The following is a 14581-nucleotide window of genomic DNA, read 5'->3' on the forward strand; positions in this document are numbered from 1 at the left end:
AAGCCTGTATTTTTTATAATAATTATCGTTTTATTCTATAACCATCTTTTTAGCTTTTGGCTTTTCTGCAGGTTTTGCAGGAGTTGTCGCAACAGGTTTATTCGCTGATGTATTACCAGAACTACTACCTGTATTGGAAGCAGTAGTCTTTGGTTTATTTTCAGTTACCGATGTAGCGGGCTTTACAGTAGCTTTAGAAGCATCTGTCTTTACCGCATCTGTGGACGGTTTAGGATTTTCTCTTCTCGGAGTTACAGGTGGTGGCGGAACGTCCTGTGAAGGTTCCTGACGAACTGGCATTTCCTGATACTGAATCGGAGGCAAAGCGGTATCTACTTTCATTCTGTAGGTAGAATTCAGCTGTTCTATTTTAGCGCTCAATTCAGCAAGGGTTCTTTTACTCGCCCAAAGGTCGATCTGCATTCCCTGATCCCGGACATCTCCGGCTGCAGGATCCTGATAATAGATAACATCGGATTCGTCCTTGCTTCCGTCTTCATGATCCACAAGACCTACTTCAAACATGCTTCTTGCAATGACCTGTCTCGCTTCTTTCACCGTTAATCCTACAACATTAGGAATCGCAATGTTTCTCATTGGTCCGGAACCTATCACGACATCCACCGTAGAGAATCTTGCCAGTTTTGTTTTCGGTTTTACTTCATTTCCGTTAAATAATATACGGATCACAGCATCTTTCTGAATGCTTGGCTCATAGATGGTATCTCCGACCTTCAGACCCACCTGTTCCAGACGCTGGAAAGCAAGACCTGAATATTTATTGATTACATCAGGAACTTCAACTTTAGCCCAGGTTCTTGGATTTACTCTTAACTGAATTGCTCTTCCGTCTTTTACACGGGAACCCGGAACGGGATACACCTGTAAAACCTGAAAAGGTCTGTATTTAGGATCATAATTAAAACTGTCCACTTCATATTCCAATCCCGAATCATCCAATATTTTGATGGCTTCCTGTACAGATTTGTTAACGATATTTGGAACGGGAATTTCCTGACCATGATTGGTATGATATTCTAACCAACGAAACGTAAGCCAAACCAACCCCACAAAAACACCGATGGCTACGACTAAGTTCAGTAAAACTTTCCAATTGAAAAGTGATTTAAGCATACTTAAAATGACTATAATTAGACAGCAAATATAACTAATAATTTTAGAATGTGCTTTTAATTTAACACATTTCACTTTTGATTTTAAAATTTCAGGTTTTAGGTTTACGCGTTGTATAAAATCATTAAATTTGCCTTAATTGATACTAAACAAAAATGAGCAAAAAACAAGTTGCCGTAGTGATGGGAGGCTATTCAGACGAATATGTTGTATCATTGAAAAGCGGACAATTAATCTACGATTCTTTAGACAGAAATCTTTACGATGTATATAAAGTAGTTATCCTGAAAGATGAATGGTATTTTTTAGGCGAAAATGAGCAGAAGTTTCCCATAAACAGAGGCGATTTTTCTGTGACTTTAGATAACAATGCCCCATTGAAATTTGATGTATGTTTTAATATCATCCACGGAACACCGGGCGAAAACGGAATTCTTCAGGCGTACTGGGACGCGATCGGACAGAAATATACGGGATGCGATTTTTATCAGAGTGCTTTAACATTCAATAAAAAAGATACTTTAGCGGTACTTTCAAAATACGGAATTCCTTCTGCGAAGAGTGTTTATTTAAGAAAAGGAGAAGAAATTAAGGTTGATGAGATTATAGAAACTCTTGGCTTGCCTGTTTTTGTTAAACCCAATCAGTCGGGATCATCTTTGGGAATTTCTAAAGTGAAAGAAAAGGCTGAATTCCTTGCTGCAACCGAAATTGCATTCAAAGAAGATGATGAAATTTTAATTGAAAGTTTTCTTGACGGAATGGAAGTTTCCGTAGGAGTAATCGATTATAAGGGAGAAACAATTGTTCTGGGAATTACAGAAATCGTTCCTACCAACGAATTTTTCGATTATGAAGCCAAATACGAAGGGGCTTCTGAGGAAATTACGCCTGCAAGAATCGATGATGAAACAAGAATCCGCGTAGAAGAAATCGCAAAAAGAGCTTACAATTCTCTTGGGATGAGTGGTTTTTCAAGAAGTGAATATATTCTGATGGACGGAATTCCTTATATGCTGGAAATGAATACGAACCCCGGATTTTCTCCTGCAAGTATTCTTCCGCAGCAGGCAAAAATCTACGGAATTTCTATTACAGATCTTTGTGGAAACGAGGTTGAAAAAGCTTTACAAAAAAATTAAAAGGATGGAAGATTGAGGATAGAAGCTGCAAGTTTATCACTCTACATTTCTACCCTCATCATTCATAATTTATAACTTATAACTTTTATACGCATGAAAATTGCTGTTTTTCCGGGGTCATTCGATCCGATTACTTTAGGACATTATGATATTATAGAAAGAGCGGCTCCGCTTTTTGATAAACTGATAATTGCGATCGGGCAGAATTCCCAGAAAAAATATATGTTTCCGCTGGAAAAAAGAATGGAATTCATCCAGAATTCCGTTGCGGAATTCCCAAACGTGGAAGTAGATTATTTTGAAGGTTTAACCGTTGATTACTGCTTTGAAAAAAATGCACAGTACATCATCAGAGGCTTACGAAATCCTGCCGATTTTGAGTTTGAAAAAGCAATTGCCCACACCAACAGAACTTTAGCTCACAAAAAACTGGAAACGGTATTTTTGTTAACGTCTTCAGGAAAGTCTTTTATCAGCAGTAGCATTGTAAGAGAAATCATCAATCACGGCGGAGAATATGAGCTTTTGGTTCCGGATTCGGTGAGAGTGCAATTATAAGTAATGGGTAATGAGTAATTTTTACAACTATGGATTTTAATCAGTTATTTAGAGATCGAACTAAAGATTTTTCGATTTCGATTATTAAATCGTTATCACCATTACCTTATTCTGATGATCTTTCAGTAATAAGAAAACAAATTATAAGATCAGCAACTTCTGTAGCTGCTAATTACAGAGCAGTTGCGAGAGCAAGATCCGAAAAGGAAAGATTTGCTAAAATTTGCATTGTTGTAGAAGAAATTGATGAAACTCAGTTCTGGTTAGAAATAATTGATGAGCTGGAATATTTAGATCCCGGAAAAATCTCAAATTTAAGATCAGAATGTGATGAATTGGTAAAAGTAATGACTGCTTATAAATTCAAATTATCTCAAAATACAACACTATAATCATATTACTTATTACCAATTACTCATTACCCATAAAACATGCACGAACAGTTCAATTTTGCCATAGAAGTTTTGGGAACGATATCATTTTCGATGTCGGGAAGTTTTGCGGCGATGCAAAAGCGGCTCGATCCTTTCGGCGTGCTGATTATTGCTTTTGTAACTTCTGTTGGCGGTGGAACCGTAAGAGATCTTCTGCTTGATATTCCTGTTTTCTGGATGCATGATTTGCTTACGTGCGCATTGATTATCCTGACCAGTATTTTCACCATGATTTTTAAATCTTTTGAAAAAAACTTTCGGGTTACTTTATTTATTTTTGACAGTTTCGGACTGGGATTGTTTACGATTATTGGCGTTCAGAAGGGGTTAAATGCAGATATTCATCCATTAATCTGTATCGGATTGGGAACAATTACAGGTTGTTTCGGTGGAATCATCCGGGATATATTGCTCAACAGAATTCCTTTAATTTTCAGGAAAGAAATTTATGCAACCGCCTGTATTGTGGGAGGTTCCGCTTTTTTACTATTGACAAAATTTACGACTTTAACGTATACTATCGTTCAGATTTTCACTATTCTACTAATTGTTTCCATAAGAACTTTAGCCGTGAAATATCATTGGCAGATCCCGAAATTTTACGGGTATGAGAATAACTCTGAGATGTAATGTATGAAAAAATGCATTTCTTTTTTGATTTTCTCATTGTTTCTCTCTTGTCAGCATGAGAGTAATTTTGATTTAGAAAAAGATTTATATCAATTTTCAGACAAAATGAAAAATGGCGATACTATTGAAGTAAGTGTAAATCATTCAGCCTGTCTATTTTTATCTCATGAATTGTATACTTTTATCAAACAAAAAGATACTGTATTTCTTCAGACCTATTCGGAAATAAGTTCATTTGAAAAAAGAGAACAGACATTACCCAAAATAGTTTACCATGTAAGCAATAAAAATCAATTGAGCTTTGAGAATTATTTTAAATATTTATCCAAAGAAAATAAACCAAAAACGGAAACAAATTCTGCAATTGTAAGCATTCATTATAAAAACAAAGCCCAAGCAAAATCTTTTTACAGTGATGGTCTGCGAGATAATCTTGAAAAATTAGATCGTTTCGGATTACTCCGTAAGAAAATTTATCCTAATGATACATTCTTCAAATCACCAAAACCACCACCTCCTAAATTCGCAAAATAAAAAGCACCTAAAAAATTAGATGCTTTTGTTATTTTTACTGGAGTTATTCATTAAAAGAATTTACCTCTGTTTCTCATATTCGGGTTATGCATATGTTTCTGCATCGTTGGCATTTTCAGTTGCTCCTTCATCATTTTAATCTGGTCGGTCATCATTCCTGCACTGTCTAATCGTTTTGCTTCGTCCAGAAGTTTCTGCCCTTCCTGTTTTCTTCCTTTAGAAATTGCTGCTGCTGCAAGATTTAAAGTTGCCATAGCTCTGTCATGCTTCATGTTAAGACCATATTCCAAAGCTTTTTTCATGAAAGGTTCCACTTTTGTAGGATGATCCTGAGCTTGAGTTAATCCCATTAAATAGTGAAAATATCCATACTGCGTTTTATGAAGCTGGTTTTTGTAATCTGTGATATTTTTAAGCCACTCTCCTGCTTTTTCCATGTTTTGCTTTCTTAATTGCCAGAAAGCCAAAAGAATATATTCATTTTTAAAGAAAAGCAGAATAGGAGCTCCTGCCAAAAGGAAAACTACAATTCCCCAACCTTTCTCTCTTGTGAAAATAATCATCCATAGTCCTAAAAGAATAAGAACTGCTGCAACTGCAATTTTTATGTATTTATTCATTATTAAATTTTAGAAGTGCAAAGATAAGAAATTTAAGATTCAAAGTTTAAGGTTCAGAGTCTAAAGTTTTGTATCGAATTCTGAACTGAGAACTTTAAACATTAAACTCTTTCGAACGTTTGAAAACAAAAATCATACTGGTTTTTTTCGTCTTTTTCATGGCAGATTTCGTCTGTTTTTTTCCAGATCCTTGGATCAATCTTTGGAAAGAAAGTATCTGCTTCAAGATCTGCTTTTACCAAAGTTACTTCCAGTTTATCAACAACATCCATAGTCTGTTCATAGATTTTACCGCCTCCGATGATGAAAACATCTTCATCTATTTTTTTAGCAAATTTTACGGCTTCTTTAATGCTTCCGACGATTAAAATTCCTTCTTCGAACCAATCGGTTTTTCTGGACACAACAATATTGGTACGGTTGGGAAGTGGTTTCCCGATACTTTCATATGTCTTTCTTCCCATGATCACCGGATGCCCCGAAGTGATTTCTTTAAAGTGTTTCAGATCTTTCGGAAGATGCCAAAGCAACTGATTTTCAAAACCAATTTCGTTCTTCTCTCCCATTGCCACCACAATTGTTGTCATTAAAATAAATTTTTACAAAATTAGCACATAATTTGTATATTTGGTTAGCACAAAACATATTAAAAAAATTCAAACTATGAAAAATAAAGGTTGTCTGAGCGCAGGAACTATTGGTATCGCTCTTCTTATTATTGTCGCAGTTATTTTCTTCTGGGGCAAAAACGGCTACAACAGCTTTGTAGACAAAGAACAGACGGTTAATGCAAAATGGTCTAACGTAGAAACAGTTTATCAGAAAAGAGCAAATCTTATCCCGAATCTTGAAAGAACGGTAAAATCTTATTCCAAATTCGAGCAGGAAACCTTAACGAAAGTTGTTGAAGCACGTTCTAAAGCAACTTCCATCAACATTGATCCTACCAATATGACTGAGCAGGATATTGCTAAATTTCAGGCTGCACAGGGAGAATTATCCGGAGCTTTAAGCAGATTGATGGCAGTGGTGGAATCTTATCCTAATTTAAAAGCAGATCAACAATACATTAATTTCCAAAAAGAGTATGTTGCGATAGAAAACAGCATCAGAACAGAAACTGTTTATTACAATGATGCAGCTAAAAAGTACAACACATCTATTAAAACTTTTCCGAATAATATTCTGGCGAACTTCACCAACTTTAAAGAAAAACCTTATTTTAAAGCGGAAGCAGGAGCAGAAAAGGCACCTGAAGTATTCTCAGAATAATGGCAACCAGTTTCTTAACAAATCAGCAGATAGCTTCCCTTGTGGAAGCTATTCAGTCAGCAGAAGAGCATTCTACCGGCGAGATCAGAGTGCATATCGATTCCAATACAGATGAAGACAATGCAAAAATTGCTTTCAAAGTTTTTGAAGAGTTATGTCTGAATAAAACCAAAGAAAAAAATGCGGTGCTTTTTCATGTCAATTTCGAACAGAAATACCTTACCATCATCGGAGATACCGGAATTCATGCAAAAGTAAGCCAGTCTTACTGGGATCATCTGCACGACTATATTACGTCTGAATTTGCCAAAGGAAATTATTATCAGGCTTTAAAAAGCGGAATTCTGGAAACTGGCTTGGAACTAAAAAAATATTTTCCTGTAAAAGGAGAAAACCACAACGAACTTCCTAATGAAATTACGTTCTCTTAAAATAGTTTTTTCATTTTTACTGGTATGCTTTTACACTTTTGTATCGGCACAATATACTATTCCCCCAAAACCAGACGTTCTGTATCCTGTTTATGACGATGCCAATCTTCTGAAGCAGGAGGAAAAAGATGCGCTTAATAAAAAACTGATCGCATTTGCAGATTCTACCTCTACAGAGATTGAAGTGGTTATTATTCCTTCCACAAAAGGAGAAGATATTAATTTTCTGGCAACCATGTTTGGAGAGAAATGGGGGATCGGAAAAAAAGATGTGGATAACGGAATCGTTTTTCTTATTGCAACGGAAGATCACACAATGTCTATCCAACAGGGAAGAGCCGTGGAACAATATCTTACTGCATCTGTTGCAGGACAGATCTTAGACTATATTGTTACCCCCCATTTTAAGCAAGGCGAGTGGTACGAAGGCATTAACGGCGGTACTTCTGCAATTATGGAAGCGGTTCAGGGGAAATTTAAACCTTTGAACAACCGTGAAAGCGGAGACGGAGACGGAAGTATTTTTAAAATTATCATCATTGCATTTGTTATCTTCATCATTATTGCCATCCTTTTCGGAAACAAAGGAGGAGGAAAAGGCGGAGGAAATTATGATGATGACGATGTAATACTTTCCAGAAGAGGTCGCAGAAATTATCCGGGTGGATTTTTCCCTTTTCCGGGCAGCTTTGGCGGCGGTGGATTTGGTGGTGGAAGTTCCGGCGGCGGAGGAGGCGGTTTTGGCGGCTTCGGAGGAGGCGGAAGTTTCGGAGGCGGTGGTGCTTCAGGAGGATGGTAGAATTTTATTCCTGCTTTAAATTTACTCAGTTTTTAAATTGAAATAAACATATACAATAAAAAATCGGTCATTTTGATCGATTTTTTTATTTATCAGCTTTATAAAATTTTAATACGTTAAAAATCAAAATCATTTATTCCATTTATATTATCAAAAGTATCCTTTTTACTATTAAAAAATTATTAAACTGCTACAAAACCCTTCTTTACTTCAAAAATTTTTCATTATATTTACGTAAAACAGGTTTATGAAGAAGACGTTGGTAGTTTTTGCGCATCCTTATTTAGAGCATTCCAACTCGAATGCAGAGCTCATTAATTTCTATGTTCGTCATCAGCATTTTACGCTTCGGGATATTTATGAAGAGTATCCTAATTTTCATATTGCCGCTTTCAGGGAAAGAAAAAGAATAAAAAATTACGACCGCTTTATTTTCCAGTTTCCGCTTATCTGGTTCGGAATGCCGCCTTTGTTAAAACTCTGGATTGATGAAGTTTTCGACCGCGACTGGCTTAAAGAAGATCATCACAATCCTTTGGAGGGAAAAGAGGTTTACATTCTGGTAACCACAGGCGGAAAAGAAAGATCGTTCAGCAAAGAAGGAACCTATCAGTTTACCGTAGAGGAGCTGATCAGCGGACTTATCGTATCGCTGAATGTTTTTAAGGCAAACATCAAAAATATCAAAATCGTTTACGAAGCCAACAAGCTCTCAAAAAAAGAAATTATCGTACACAAACAGCAGTTTGTAGAACTTCTCAACCAATAAAAATTTTATGGAAACAAGCTTAGCAATGAACACACTTATTTTCTTAGGCGTAGCCATCATTATGGTTCCGCTGGCAAGAAAATTCGGGCTGAGTTCTGTCATTGGGTATATTGCAGGCGGAATTATCATTGGTCCTTATGTTTTAAAATTAACGGGAAAAGATGTTAACGACATTATGCACGCCAGTGAATTTGGGGTCATCATGCTTTTGTTTTTAGTCGGTCTAGAGCTTGAACCCCGAAAATTCTGGGATATGCGGAAGAAAATTGTCGGACTCGGCTTAACGCAGATGCTTTTAACGATTTCACTGCTATTTCTCGTATTTATCTGGGCAGGCTGGAAGATTGATAAAGCCATAGCCGTTGCCATGTGTTTTGCGTTGTCATCTACGGCAATTGTGCTGCAGACATTACAGGAAAAAAACAATTTAAAAACATTAGCCGGAGAAGCTTCATTTTCCACGTTGCTGTTTCAGGATATTGCGGTGATTCCTATTTTGGCGATTCTTCCTTTAATTGCCAATTACAAATCCAGACATCACGATAACGAAATTCAGGTGCTTATACAGACTCTTCCGGAATGGATGCAGTTCGCGACCGTTATTTTGGGAGTGGTTATTTTAATTTTACTGGGGCGGTATGTTTTTGTTCCTTTTTTAAGGTATGTTTCAAAATCCGGAATGTCGGAGCTTTTAACAGCCTCTTCCCTATTTTTGGTCATCGGAGTTTCAGAACTCATGGTTGCTATTGGCTTATCTCCCGCTTTAGGAGCTTTCCTTGCAGGAGTCATGTTAGCCAACAGCGAATTCCGCCACGAACTGGAAGCACAGATTGATCCCTTCAAAGGATTACTGCTTGCCGTATTTTTTGTAAGTGTGGGTTCCACGATGAATTTTAACGTCATTCAGAAAGATCCTACTTTTATTTTCACCACCGTTTTCGCAGTTTTAGCCATAAAATTTGTCGTTTTATTTCTTATCGGAAAATTTTTCAAAATAGATACTCCACAGAGCCTGTTTTATGCTTTTGCCCTTTCGCAGGTAGGAGAATTTGCTTTTGTACTGATTAATTATGCTTCAAGTCTGTATCTTTTGCCTTCTGAACTGAATGCGCAGATGATGGCTGTAACAGCAATTACCATGTGCATCACACCGTTTCTATTAATTATTAATGATAAACTTATTACTCCGAGATTCATAAAAGAAGTTCCTGATCCCGATAATGATTTTAATATTCTGGACGGTAATATTCAGCAAAAGAAAATCATCATTGTAGGATTCGGACATTTCGGAAGTACGGTAGGAAGGCTTTTAAAAGCCAATAAAATTCCGGCTACGGTTTTGGATCGAGATTCTGACCGTGTGAAATTATTGAGAAGCTACGGTTTTAAGGTGTATTACGGAGATGCCACAAAAATTCCTACCTTACGCGCAGCAGGAATTGAAGATGCCGAAATTCTTGTTCTGTGTCTTGATGATCCCGAAGACAATAAATTTGTTGCCGATATCGTAAGAGAAAATTATCCTCAGGTAAAAATCTTTGTACGTGCCAAAAACAGAATAGATTCTTATGAATATTTAAACAGCGGAATTCATAATATCTACCGTGAAACTCTGGGAACCGCCGTAGATATGGCAGTCGACGTTCTTCATGCAACCGGAATGAGGAAATACGCAGCGAGACGTCTTGGACAAAGATTCATGACCATCGATAAAGCTTCCATCCGAAAATTAGCCAAATCGGATCATGATGATGAAATCCATCTTTTTACCACAAAAGAAATCCTCCTGCGAGAGGAGGAATTACTGGCGTATGATAATCTTAATTTTGATAATCAGCAATGGGAAGATTCTTCAAACGACGAAGAGGATGAAGATGAAAATTAATAGCTTACATTTGATTTAAATAAGCAAATCAGTCATCATTTTAACGCTATGACCGCAAAGATTTTATCTCAAACGTTTAATTTTCCATTCGCAATGGCATTTCATTCAGCAAAGCATTACATTACTGAATAGTTACGCTTCCGCCGCTGCTTTCGTCTTTGGTAATACTGGTAACGTTTCCTTTCTTATAAATCGTAAGACTTCCTCCAGAAGACGCTTCTGCATTGATGGTTGAAGACGCACTGATGTCTACACTTGCACCACTGGAAGATTCTGCTTTCAGATTTTGGATAATAACATCTTTTGCAGAAATACTGCTTCCCGATGAACCACTGATTTTGCCGCTTTTAGATTTTCCGGAAAGATCCACACTTGCAGCGGATGAAGCATCCACATCAAGATCTACCGCCCAGATTTTTCCGTCGAAACTTCCGCTGCTGTCTATGGAAATATTAAATGTATTCGCTTCAAGATCTCCGGAAACCGCTGCAGAACTCGAAACTTCAAGTTCCATTTTATCCTGCACAAATTTATCCTTCACTTTAACGCTGGCTGCAGAATTGGCATTTAATTTTGAAAAATCTTTCGTATAAATTCTCGCAGAAACATTGTGCGTATTCATCACACGGATTCCCGGTTTGTAATGGATATGAAGCTCTCCTCCGTTGTTATCCACCAAAACCTCGTCGATAATATTTTTGGGAGCAGAAATTACGACCTTTTCAAAATCAGCTTTTATAATTTCAGCTTCTATTGCCTGTGAAACTTCGATTTCATCGAAATCGCCCGTCACTTCTTTATGACTCATCGGTCCGTTGTCTTTCGTGGTCACCTTTTCCACCCAGTTTTTCTGATCGTTCCCGTTATGATGTCGGTCATTTTTATCGCAAGAAGCCAGAAGTGCAACAACTGAAAAAAGAAAAATAGTCTGTGATTTCATGTTTATTATTTTATGAATTAAGTTTTAAGTATCTTTATACCTTATTAACAACTAATTTATGAAAAATATTACATCGGTATTATTAATTTCTGCATTAGCATTCAACCAATCATGTACAACAATGAAAAACACCGATAACCAACAGGAAGTTCCAGCTCCGGACGCATCGCTTTCATCGAATCCTTTCATGAAAAAAAGCAAACTTCAGTATGAAGCTCCTGAATTTGACAAAATTAAAAATGAACATTTTAAACCCGCTTTTGATTTTGGCTTGAAACAGCACGACGCTGAAATTTTAAAAATTGCCAACAATTCTGAAGCACCAACGTTTGAAAACACCATCGTAGCTCTGGAAAAAAGCGGTGAAGTTCTGAAAAGAGCAACCATTGTATTCTCTAATCTTACCAGCGCCAATACAAACCCGACTTTACAGGCTCTTGATGAAGAATATGCTCCGATCTTTGCAGCCCATTCTGATAAAATGTATCTGAATGAAAATCTTTATAAAAGAATAAAAGCGATTTCTGAGAATGGCTTAGACGCTGAAAGCAAAAGATTATTACAATATTACAAGCAGAATTTTGAAATTGCAGGAGCGAATCTTTCTTCTGCGGATAAAGAGAAACTAAAGCAGATCAATCAGGAACTGGCTTCACTGTCTACGCAATATTCCAACAAATTGCTTGAAGCGAGAAAGCAGGGAGGTGTTTTCTTTACTGATGCAAAAGAACTTGAAGGACTTTCCGCCGATGAAATTGCTGCGGCAGCTTCTGATGCTAAAAATGCCGGAAAACCGGGACAGTATCTTTTAGCATTACAAAACACAACACAACAACCTCTTTTACAGAATCTTAAAAACAGAGCAACGAGAGAAAAACTCTTCAAAGCATCATGGACAAGAGCTGAAAAAGGAGATGGAAATGATACAAGAGAAACCATTGAAAAATTAGCGAAATTAAGACTGAAAAAAGCTCAGGTTTTAGGCAAAAAAAGCTTCGCAGAATGGAAATTGCAGGATCAGATGGCAAAAACGCCGGAAGCTGCAACAAAATTAATGAATCAGATTGCGACTCCCGCGGTAGAAACGGCAAGACGTGAGGCAAAAGACATTCAGGATCTGATCGATCAGCAGAAAGGAGGTTTCAAGGTTGAACCATGGGACTGGAATTTTTATGCTGAACAGGTAAGAAAGGCAAAATTTGATCTTGATGAAAGTGAAATAAAGCCTTATTTTGAAATTACAACCGTTTTGGAGAAGGGCGTGTTCTTCGCTGCGGAAAAATTCTATGGATTAACTTTCAAAAAGAGAACGGATCTTCCGGTTTATCATCCGGATGTGGTTACGTATGAAGTTTTCGATCATGACGGAAAATCCATTGCCATTTATTATCTGGATTTCTACACGAGGGATTCTAAAAACGGAGGAGCGTGGATGAGCAATTTTGTAGAGCAGTCTTATTTACTGGGAACAAAACCTGTAATTGTAAACTGCTACAATTATCAGAAACCGGCTCCCGGAAAACCTTCTTTGATCAGTTATGATGATGTTTCCACTATTTTCCATGAATTCGGACATTCTATTCACGGGATGTTTGCCAGCCAGAAATATCCTTCGCTTTCCGGAACCAATGTACCGAGAGATTTCGTGGAATTCCCTTCACAGATCAACGAACACTGGGCTTTAGATCCTGTTGTTTTAAAGAACTACGCTTTACATTACGAAACAAAACAGCCCATTCCGCAAACTTTGGTTGATAAAATTAAAAAAGCGGCAACTTTCAATCAGGGTTATATGACCACTGAATTGGTTTCTGCGGCTGAATTAGATATGGATTGGCATACAGTAACCAATGAAAGTCAGTTAATCCCTGTTTTAGATTTTGAAAAAGAATCTTTAGCGAAGCACGGATTTACTTTGGCAACGGTACCGCCGAGATATCATACGCCTTATTTTGCACATATTTGGGGCGGTGGTTATTCTGCGGGATATTATGCTTATTTATGGTCTGAAACTCTGGATAACGACGCCTGGGAATGGATTTCTAAAAATGGAGGATTGACAAGAGAAAACGGAGACCGCTTCAGAAAATATATTCTGTCTGTTGGAAATTCTGTGGATCTCAATCAGGCATTCAGAGATTTTACAGGACACGATCCGGATATTAAGCCCTTATTGAGAAACAGAGGTTTTATTAAATAAATTTTTAAAAGCATTCAATATTTTGGATGCTTTTTTCTTTTTATTTAAACACGAATGACGCAAATATTTTTCACTAATAACACAAATCTTTTCTTGTAAAAAATCTGTGAAAATCCGGATGATTTGTGGGAAATATAAATGAATCTGGCTAAAGTCTTGGGCAGCAATTTATTTTTTCAAGAGTGCTAAAGTCCGCTCCTATTGATCCCAACTTTCTAGGGTGAGTGAAAATATTCGTATACATTTGCTTCAATAAAAGCAAAAATAAATATATTTGATACTATTATTTAACCAATGAAAACTTTAATTTTTCTATGAAATTTCTAACTCTTTTAAGCCTTTCGTGGCAGCACATATTAATTATTTTACTAATCATCACTCCTATTTATTTTATACCTACATTTATTGCTTACAGTAGAAAGCATTCCAATGCAGGTTCTATATTTGCATTGAATTTTTTCTTAGGCTGGGCATTAATAGGCTGGGTAGGAGCATTAATATGGGCTTTGTCAAACAGATCAAATAATCAACAAATAATTGTCAATTCCAATAATCCGCATAATTACAATTCTAACATTGATCAATTGGCTAAGCTAAAAGAACTTCACGACAAAGGTGTACTTACCGATGAAGAGTTCACAGATCAAAAAAATAAATTGCTTAGTTAACGTGAGTTCGATTTAAGCTGCAATTAACCTTTCTTCATCAATGATATCTGAAGAGGTATTAATTGATGGCTTTTTATCAAAGAAAGAATATGCCGCCAAAGCGGATAGGATATTGAGTACAAAGTTATCAAAACTTCGATGTCTGGTATGTTCTATTTGACAAATATTCTTAAGTTCATCGTTGACAGACTCTATCAAAGCCCGCTTTCTGAGCATAATTTTGTCTTGAAGAAGGATGAGAGAATTCTTCATATTTTTCTTTATTTTTGTGATTAAATGAACACCGTCGATAAAAAGCTGTTCAAACAGGTCTTTTCCGATATAGCCTTTATCGCCAAAAAGTTTTCCGAAAATCCATTTGTGCAGATCCATACTTTTCAGCGGCTCCCTATCGTCTACATTGCCCGTTGTAAGGATGAAATCCAAAATTTCGCCCTTATCGTTAATGATTAAGTGAAGCTTGAATCCGTAAAACCAACCCAAAGAACATTGTCCTTTTTGGGCAATATTTTTAAAGGTTTTGTGCTGTTTTTCTCTTTTGATATGGCATGCTCTAATTGGCGTC

Annotated in this window: 17 protein-coding genes; 12 read left to right on the forward strand and 5 right to left on the reverse strand. The window is 36.7% G+C overall.

The genetic code is table 11. The features are described 5' to 3' along the window. Nucleotides 1-30: 30 nt before the first annotated feature. Nucleotides 31-1134, reverse strand: coding sequence for a PASTA domain-containing protein (locus BW951_RS12065; RefSeq protein WP_076393083.1), 1104 nt, complete (start codon nucleotides 1132-1134; stop codon nucleotides 31-33). A 155-nt stretch (nucleotides 1135-1289) separates the two neighbouring features. Here BW951_RS12065 and BW951_RS12070 point away from each other — a divergent pair, with 155 nt between their 5' ends. The 5 genes from BW951_RS12070 to BW951_RS12090 all read left to right on the forward strand — a co-directional run bounded on the left by BW951_RS12070 (nucleotide 1290) and on the right by BW951_RS12090 (nucleotide 4432). Next, complete coding sequence (locus BW951_RS12070; RefSeq protein ID WP_076393085.1) at nucleotides 1290-2276, forward strand: D-alanine--D-alanine ligase; 987 nt, start codon at nucleotides 1290-1292, stop codon at nucleotides 2274-2276. A gap of 93 nt (nucleotides 2277-2369) precedes the next feature. Continuing rightward, entirely contained in the window at nucleotides 2370-2834 is a 465-nt protein-coding gene (gene coaD / locus BW951_RS12075) for a pantetheine-phosphate adenylyltransferase (protein WP_076393087.1), read from the forward strand. Nucleotides 2835-2863: 29 nt separating this feature from the next. Further along, nucleotides 2864-3226, forward strand: coding sequence for a four helix bundle protein (locus tag BW951_RS12080; protein WP_076393089.1), 363 nt, complete (start codon nucleotides 2864-2866; stop codon nucleotides 3224-3226). A gap of 39 nt (nucleotides 3227-3265) precedes the next feature. Continuing rightward, nucleotides 3266-3898: a trimeric intracellular cation channel family protein gene (locus tag BW951_RS12085; RefSeq protein WP_076393091.1), complete on the forward strand. Its 633-nt coding sequence runs from the start codon at nucleotides 3266-3268 to the stop codon at nucleotides 3896-3898. A 3-nt stretch (nucleotides 3899-3901) separates the two neighbouring features. Next, entirely contained in the window at nucleotides 3902-4432 is a 531-nt protein-coding gene (locus BW951_RS12090; RefSeq protein ID WP_076393093.1) for a hypothetical protein, read from the forward strand. 50 nt (nucleotides 4433-4482) lie between these two features. Here BW951_RS12090 and BW951_RS12095 read toward each other — a convergent pair whose 3' ends face one another. Next, a complete protein-coding gene (locus tag BW951_RS12095) occupies nucleotides 4483-5052 on the reverse strand; it encodes a hypothetical protein (protein WP_076393095.1) in 570 nt (189 codons plus the stop codon). 101 nt (nucleotides 5053-5153) lie between these two features. Beyond that, on the reverse strand, nucleotides 5154-5639 hold the full coding sequence (locus BW951_RS12100) for a dihydrofolate reductase (RefSeq protein ID WP_076393097.1): 486 nt from the start codon (nucleotides 5637-5639) through the stop codon (nucleotides 5154-5156). A gap of 76 nt (nucleotides 5640-5715) precedes the next feature. Here BW951_RS12100 and BW951_RS12105 point away from each other — a divergent pair, with 76 nt between their 5' ends. The 5 genes from BW951_RS12105 to BW951_RS12125 all read left to right on the forward strand — a co-directional run bounded on the left by BW951_RS12105 (nucleotide 5716) and on the right by BW951_RS12125 (nucleotide 10208). Further along, nucleotides 5716-6324 carry a LemA family protein gene (locus BW951_RS12105; RefSeq protein WP_076393099.1) on the forward strand — a complete coding sequence of 203 codons (609 nt, stop codon included), beginning with the start codon at nucleotides 5716-5718 and terminating at the stop codon, nucleotides 6322-6324. Further along, on the forward strand, nucleotides 6324-6755 hold the full coding sequence (locus BW951_RS12110) for a TPM domain-containing protein (RefSeq protein ID WP_076393101.1): 432 nt from the start codon (nucleotides 6324-6326) through the stop codon (nucleotides 6753-6755). Before BW951_RS12105 ends, BW951_RS12110 begins: the two co-directional genes overlap by 1 nt. Then, nucleotides 6736-7554 carry a TPM domain-containing protein gene (locus tag BW951_RS12115; RefSeq protein ID WP_076393103.1) on the forward strand — a complete coding sequence of 273 codons (819 nt, stop codon included), beginning with the start codon at nucleotides 6736-6738 and terminating at the stop codon, nucleotides 7552-7554. The genes BW951_RS12110 and BW951_RS12115 overlap by 20 nt, the downstream gene beginning before the upstream one ends. 247 nt (nucleotides 7555-7801) lie before the next feature. Beyond that, nucleotides 7802-8323: an NAD(P)H-dependent oxidoreductase gene (locus BW951_RS12120; protein ID WP_076393105.1), complete on the forward strand. Its 522-nt coding sequence runs from the start codon at nucleotides 7802-7804 to the stop codon at nucleotides 8321-8323. Nucleotides 8324-8330: 7 nt separating this feature from the next. After that, nucleotides 8331-10208 carry a monovalent cation:proton antiporter-2 (CPA2) family protein gene (locus BW951_RS12125; RefSeq protein ID WP_076393107.1) on the forward strand — a complete coding sequence of 626 codons (1878 nt, stop codon included), beginning with the start codon at nucleotides 8331-8333 and terminating at the stop codon, nucleotides 10206-10208. A 121-nt stretch (nucleotides 10209-10329) separates the two neighbouring features. Here the strand turns inward: BW951_RS12125 and BW951_RS12130 are convergent, their stop codons facing one another. After that, nucleotides 10330-11148, reverse strand: a complete 819-nt coding sequence (locus BW951_RS12130) for a GIN domain-containing protein (protein ID WP_076393109.1) — start codon at nucleotides 11146-11148, stop codon at nucleotides 10330-10332. Nucleotides 11149-11206: 58 nt separating this feature from the next. On the opposite strand from BW951_RS12130, the gene BW951_RS12135 reads away from it, so the two are divergent. Continuing rightward, nucleotides 11207-13348 carry a M3 family metallopeptidase gene (locus tag BW951_RS12135; protein WP_076393111.1) on the forward strand — a complete coding sequence of 714 codons (2142 nt, stop codon included), beginning with the start codon at nucleotides 11207-11209 and terminating at the stop codon, nucleotides 13346-13348. Nucleotides 13349-13662: 314 nt separating this feature from the next. After that, a complete protein-coding gene (locus BW951_RS12140; RefSeq protein ID WP_084196424.1) occupies nucleotides 13663-14016 on the forward strand; it encodes a superinfection immunity protein in 354 nt (117 codons plus the stop codon). 12 nt (nucleotides 14017-14028) lie between these two features. Here the strand turns inward: BW951_RS12140 and BW951_RS12145 are convergent. Next, the coding region (locus BW951_RS12145) for an IS982 family transposase (RefSeq protein ID WP_139326152.1) at nucleotides 14029-14581 on the reverse strand (553 nt) is incomplete at its 5' end.

Origin of the sequence: Chryseobacterium gambrini (assembly GCF_900156825.1) — a bacterium.
GTDB classification, from domain to species: domain Bacteria; phylum Bacteroidota; class Bacteroidia; order Flavobacteriales; family Weeksellaceae; genus Chryseobacterium; species Chryseobacterium gambrini.

Coding starts and splice junctions, on each gene's coding strand:
- BW951_RS12105 (WP_076393099.1), top strand. CDS start 5,716: ATGAAAAATAAAGGTTGTCTGAGCGCAGGAACTATTGGTATCGCTCTT.
- BW951_RS12130 (WP_076393109.1), bottom strand. CDS start 11,148: ATGAAATCACAGACTATTTTTCTTTTTTCAGTTGTTGCACTTCTGGCT.
- BW951_RS12080 (WP_076393089.1), top strand. CDS start 2,864: ATGGATTTTAATCAGTTATTTAGAGATCGAACTAAAGATTTTTCGATT.
- BW951_RS12065 (WP_076393083.1), bottom strand. CDS start 1,134: ATGCTTAAATCACTTTTCAATTGGAAAGTTTTACTGAACTTAGTCGTA.
- BW951_RS12135 (WP_076393111.1), top strand. CDS start 11,207: ATGAAAAATATTACATCGGTATTATTAATTTCTGCATTAGCATTCAAC.
- BW951_RS12120 (WP_076393105.1), top strand. CDS start 7,802: ATGAAGAAGACGTTGGTAGTTTTTGCGCATCCTTATTTAGAGCATTCC.
- BW951_RS12070 (WP_076393085.1), top strand. CDS start 1,290: ATGAGCAAAAAACAAGTTGCCGTAGTGATGGGAGGCTATTCAGACGAA.
- BW951_RS12140 (WP_084196424.1), top strand. CDS start 13,663: ATGAAATTTCTAACTCTTTTAAGCCTTTCGTGGCAGCACATATTAATT.
- BW951_RS12090 (WP_076393093.1), top strand. CDS start 3,902: ATGAAAAAATGCATTTCTTTTTTGATTTTCTCATTGTTTCTCTCTTGT.
- coaD (WP_076393087.1), top strand. CDS start 2,370: ATGAAAATTGCTGTTTTTCCGGGGTCATTCGATCCGATTACTTTAGGA.
- BW951_RS12125 (WP_076393107.1), top strand. CDS start 8,331: ATGGAAACAAGCTTAGCAATGAACACACTTATTTTCTTAGGCGTAGCC.
- BW951_RS12085 (WP_076393091.1), top strand. CDS start 3,266: ATGCACGAACAGTTCAATTTTGCCATAGAAGTTTTGGGAACGATATCA.
- BW951_RS12100 (WP_076393097.1), bottom strand. CDS start 5,639: ATGACAACAATTGTGGTGGCAATGGGAGAGAAGAACGAAATTGGTTTT.
- BW951_RS12115 (WP_076393103.1), top strand. CDS start 6,736: ATGAAATTACGTTCTCTTAAAATAGTTTTTTCATTTTTACTGGTATGC.
- BW951_RS12095 (WP_076393095.1), bottom strand. CDS start 5,052: ATGAATAAATACATAAAAATTGCAGTTGCAGCAGTTCTTATTCTTTTA.
- BW951_RS12110 (WP_076393101.1), top strand. CDS start 6,324: ATGGCAACCAGTTTCTTAACAAATCAGCAGATAGCTTCCCTTGTGGAA.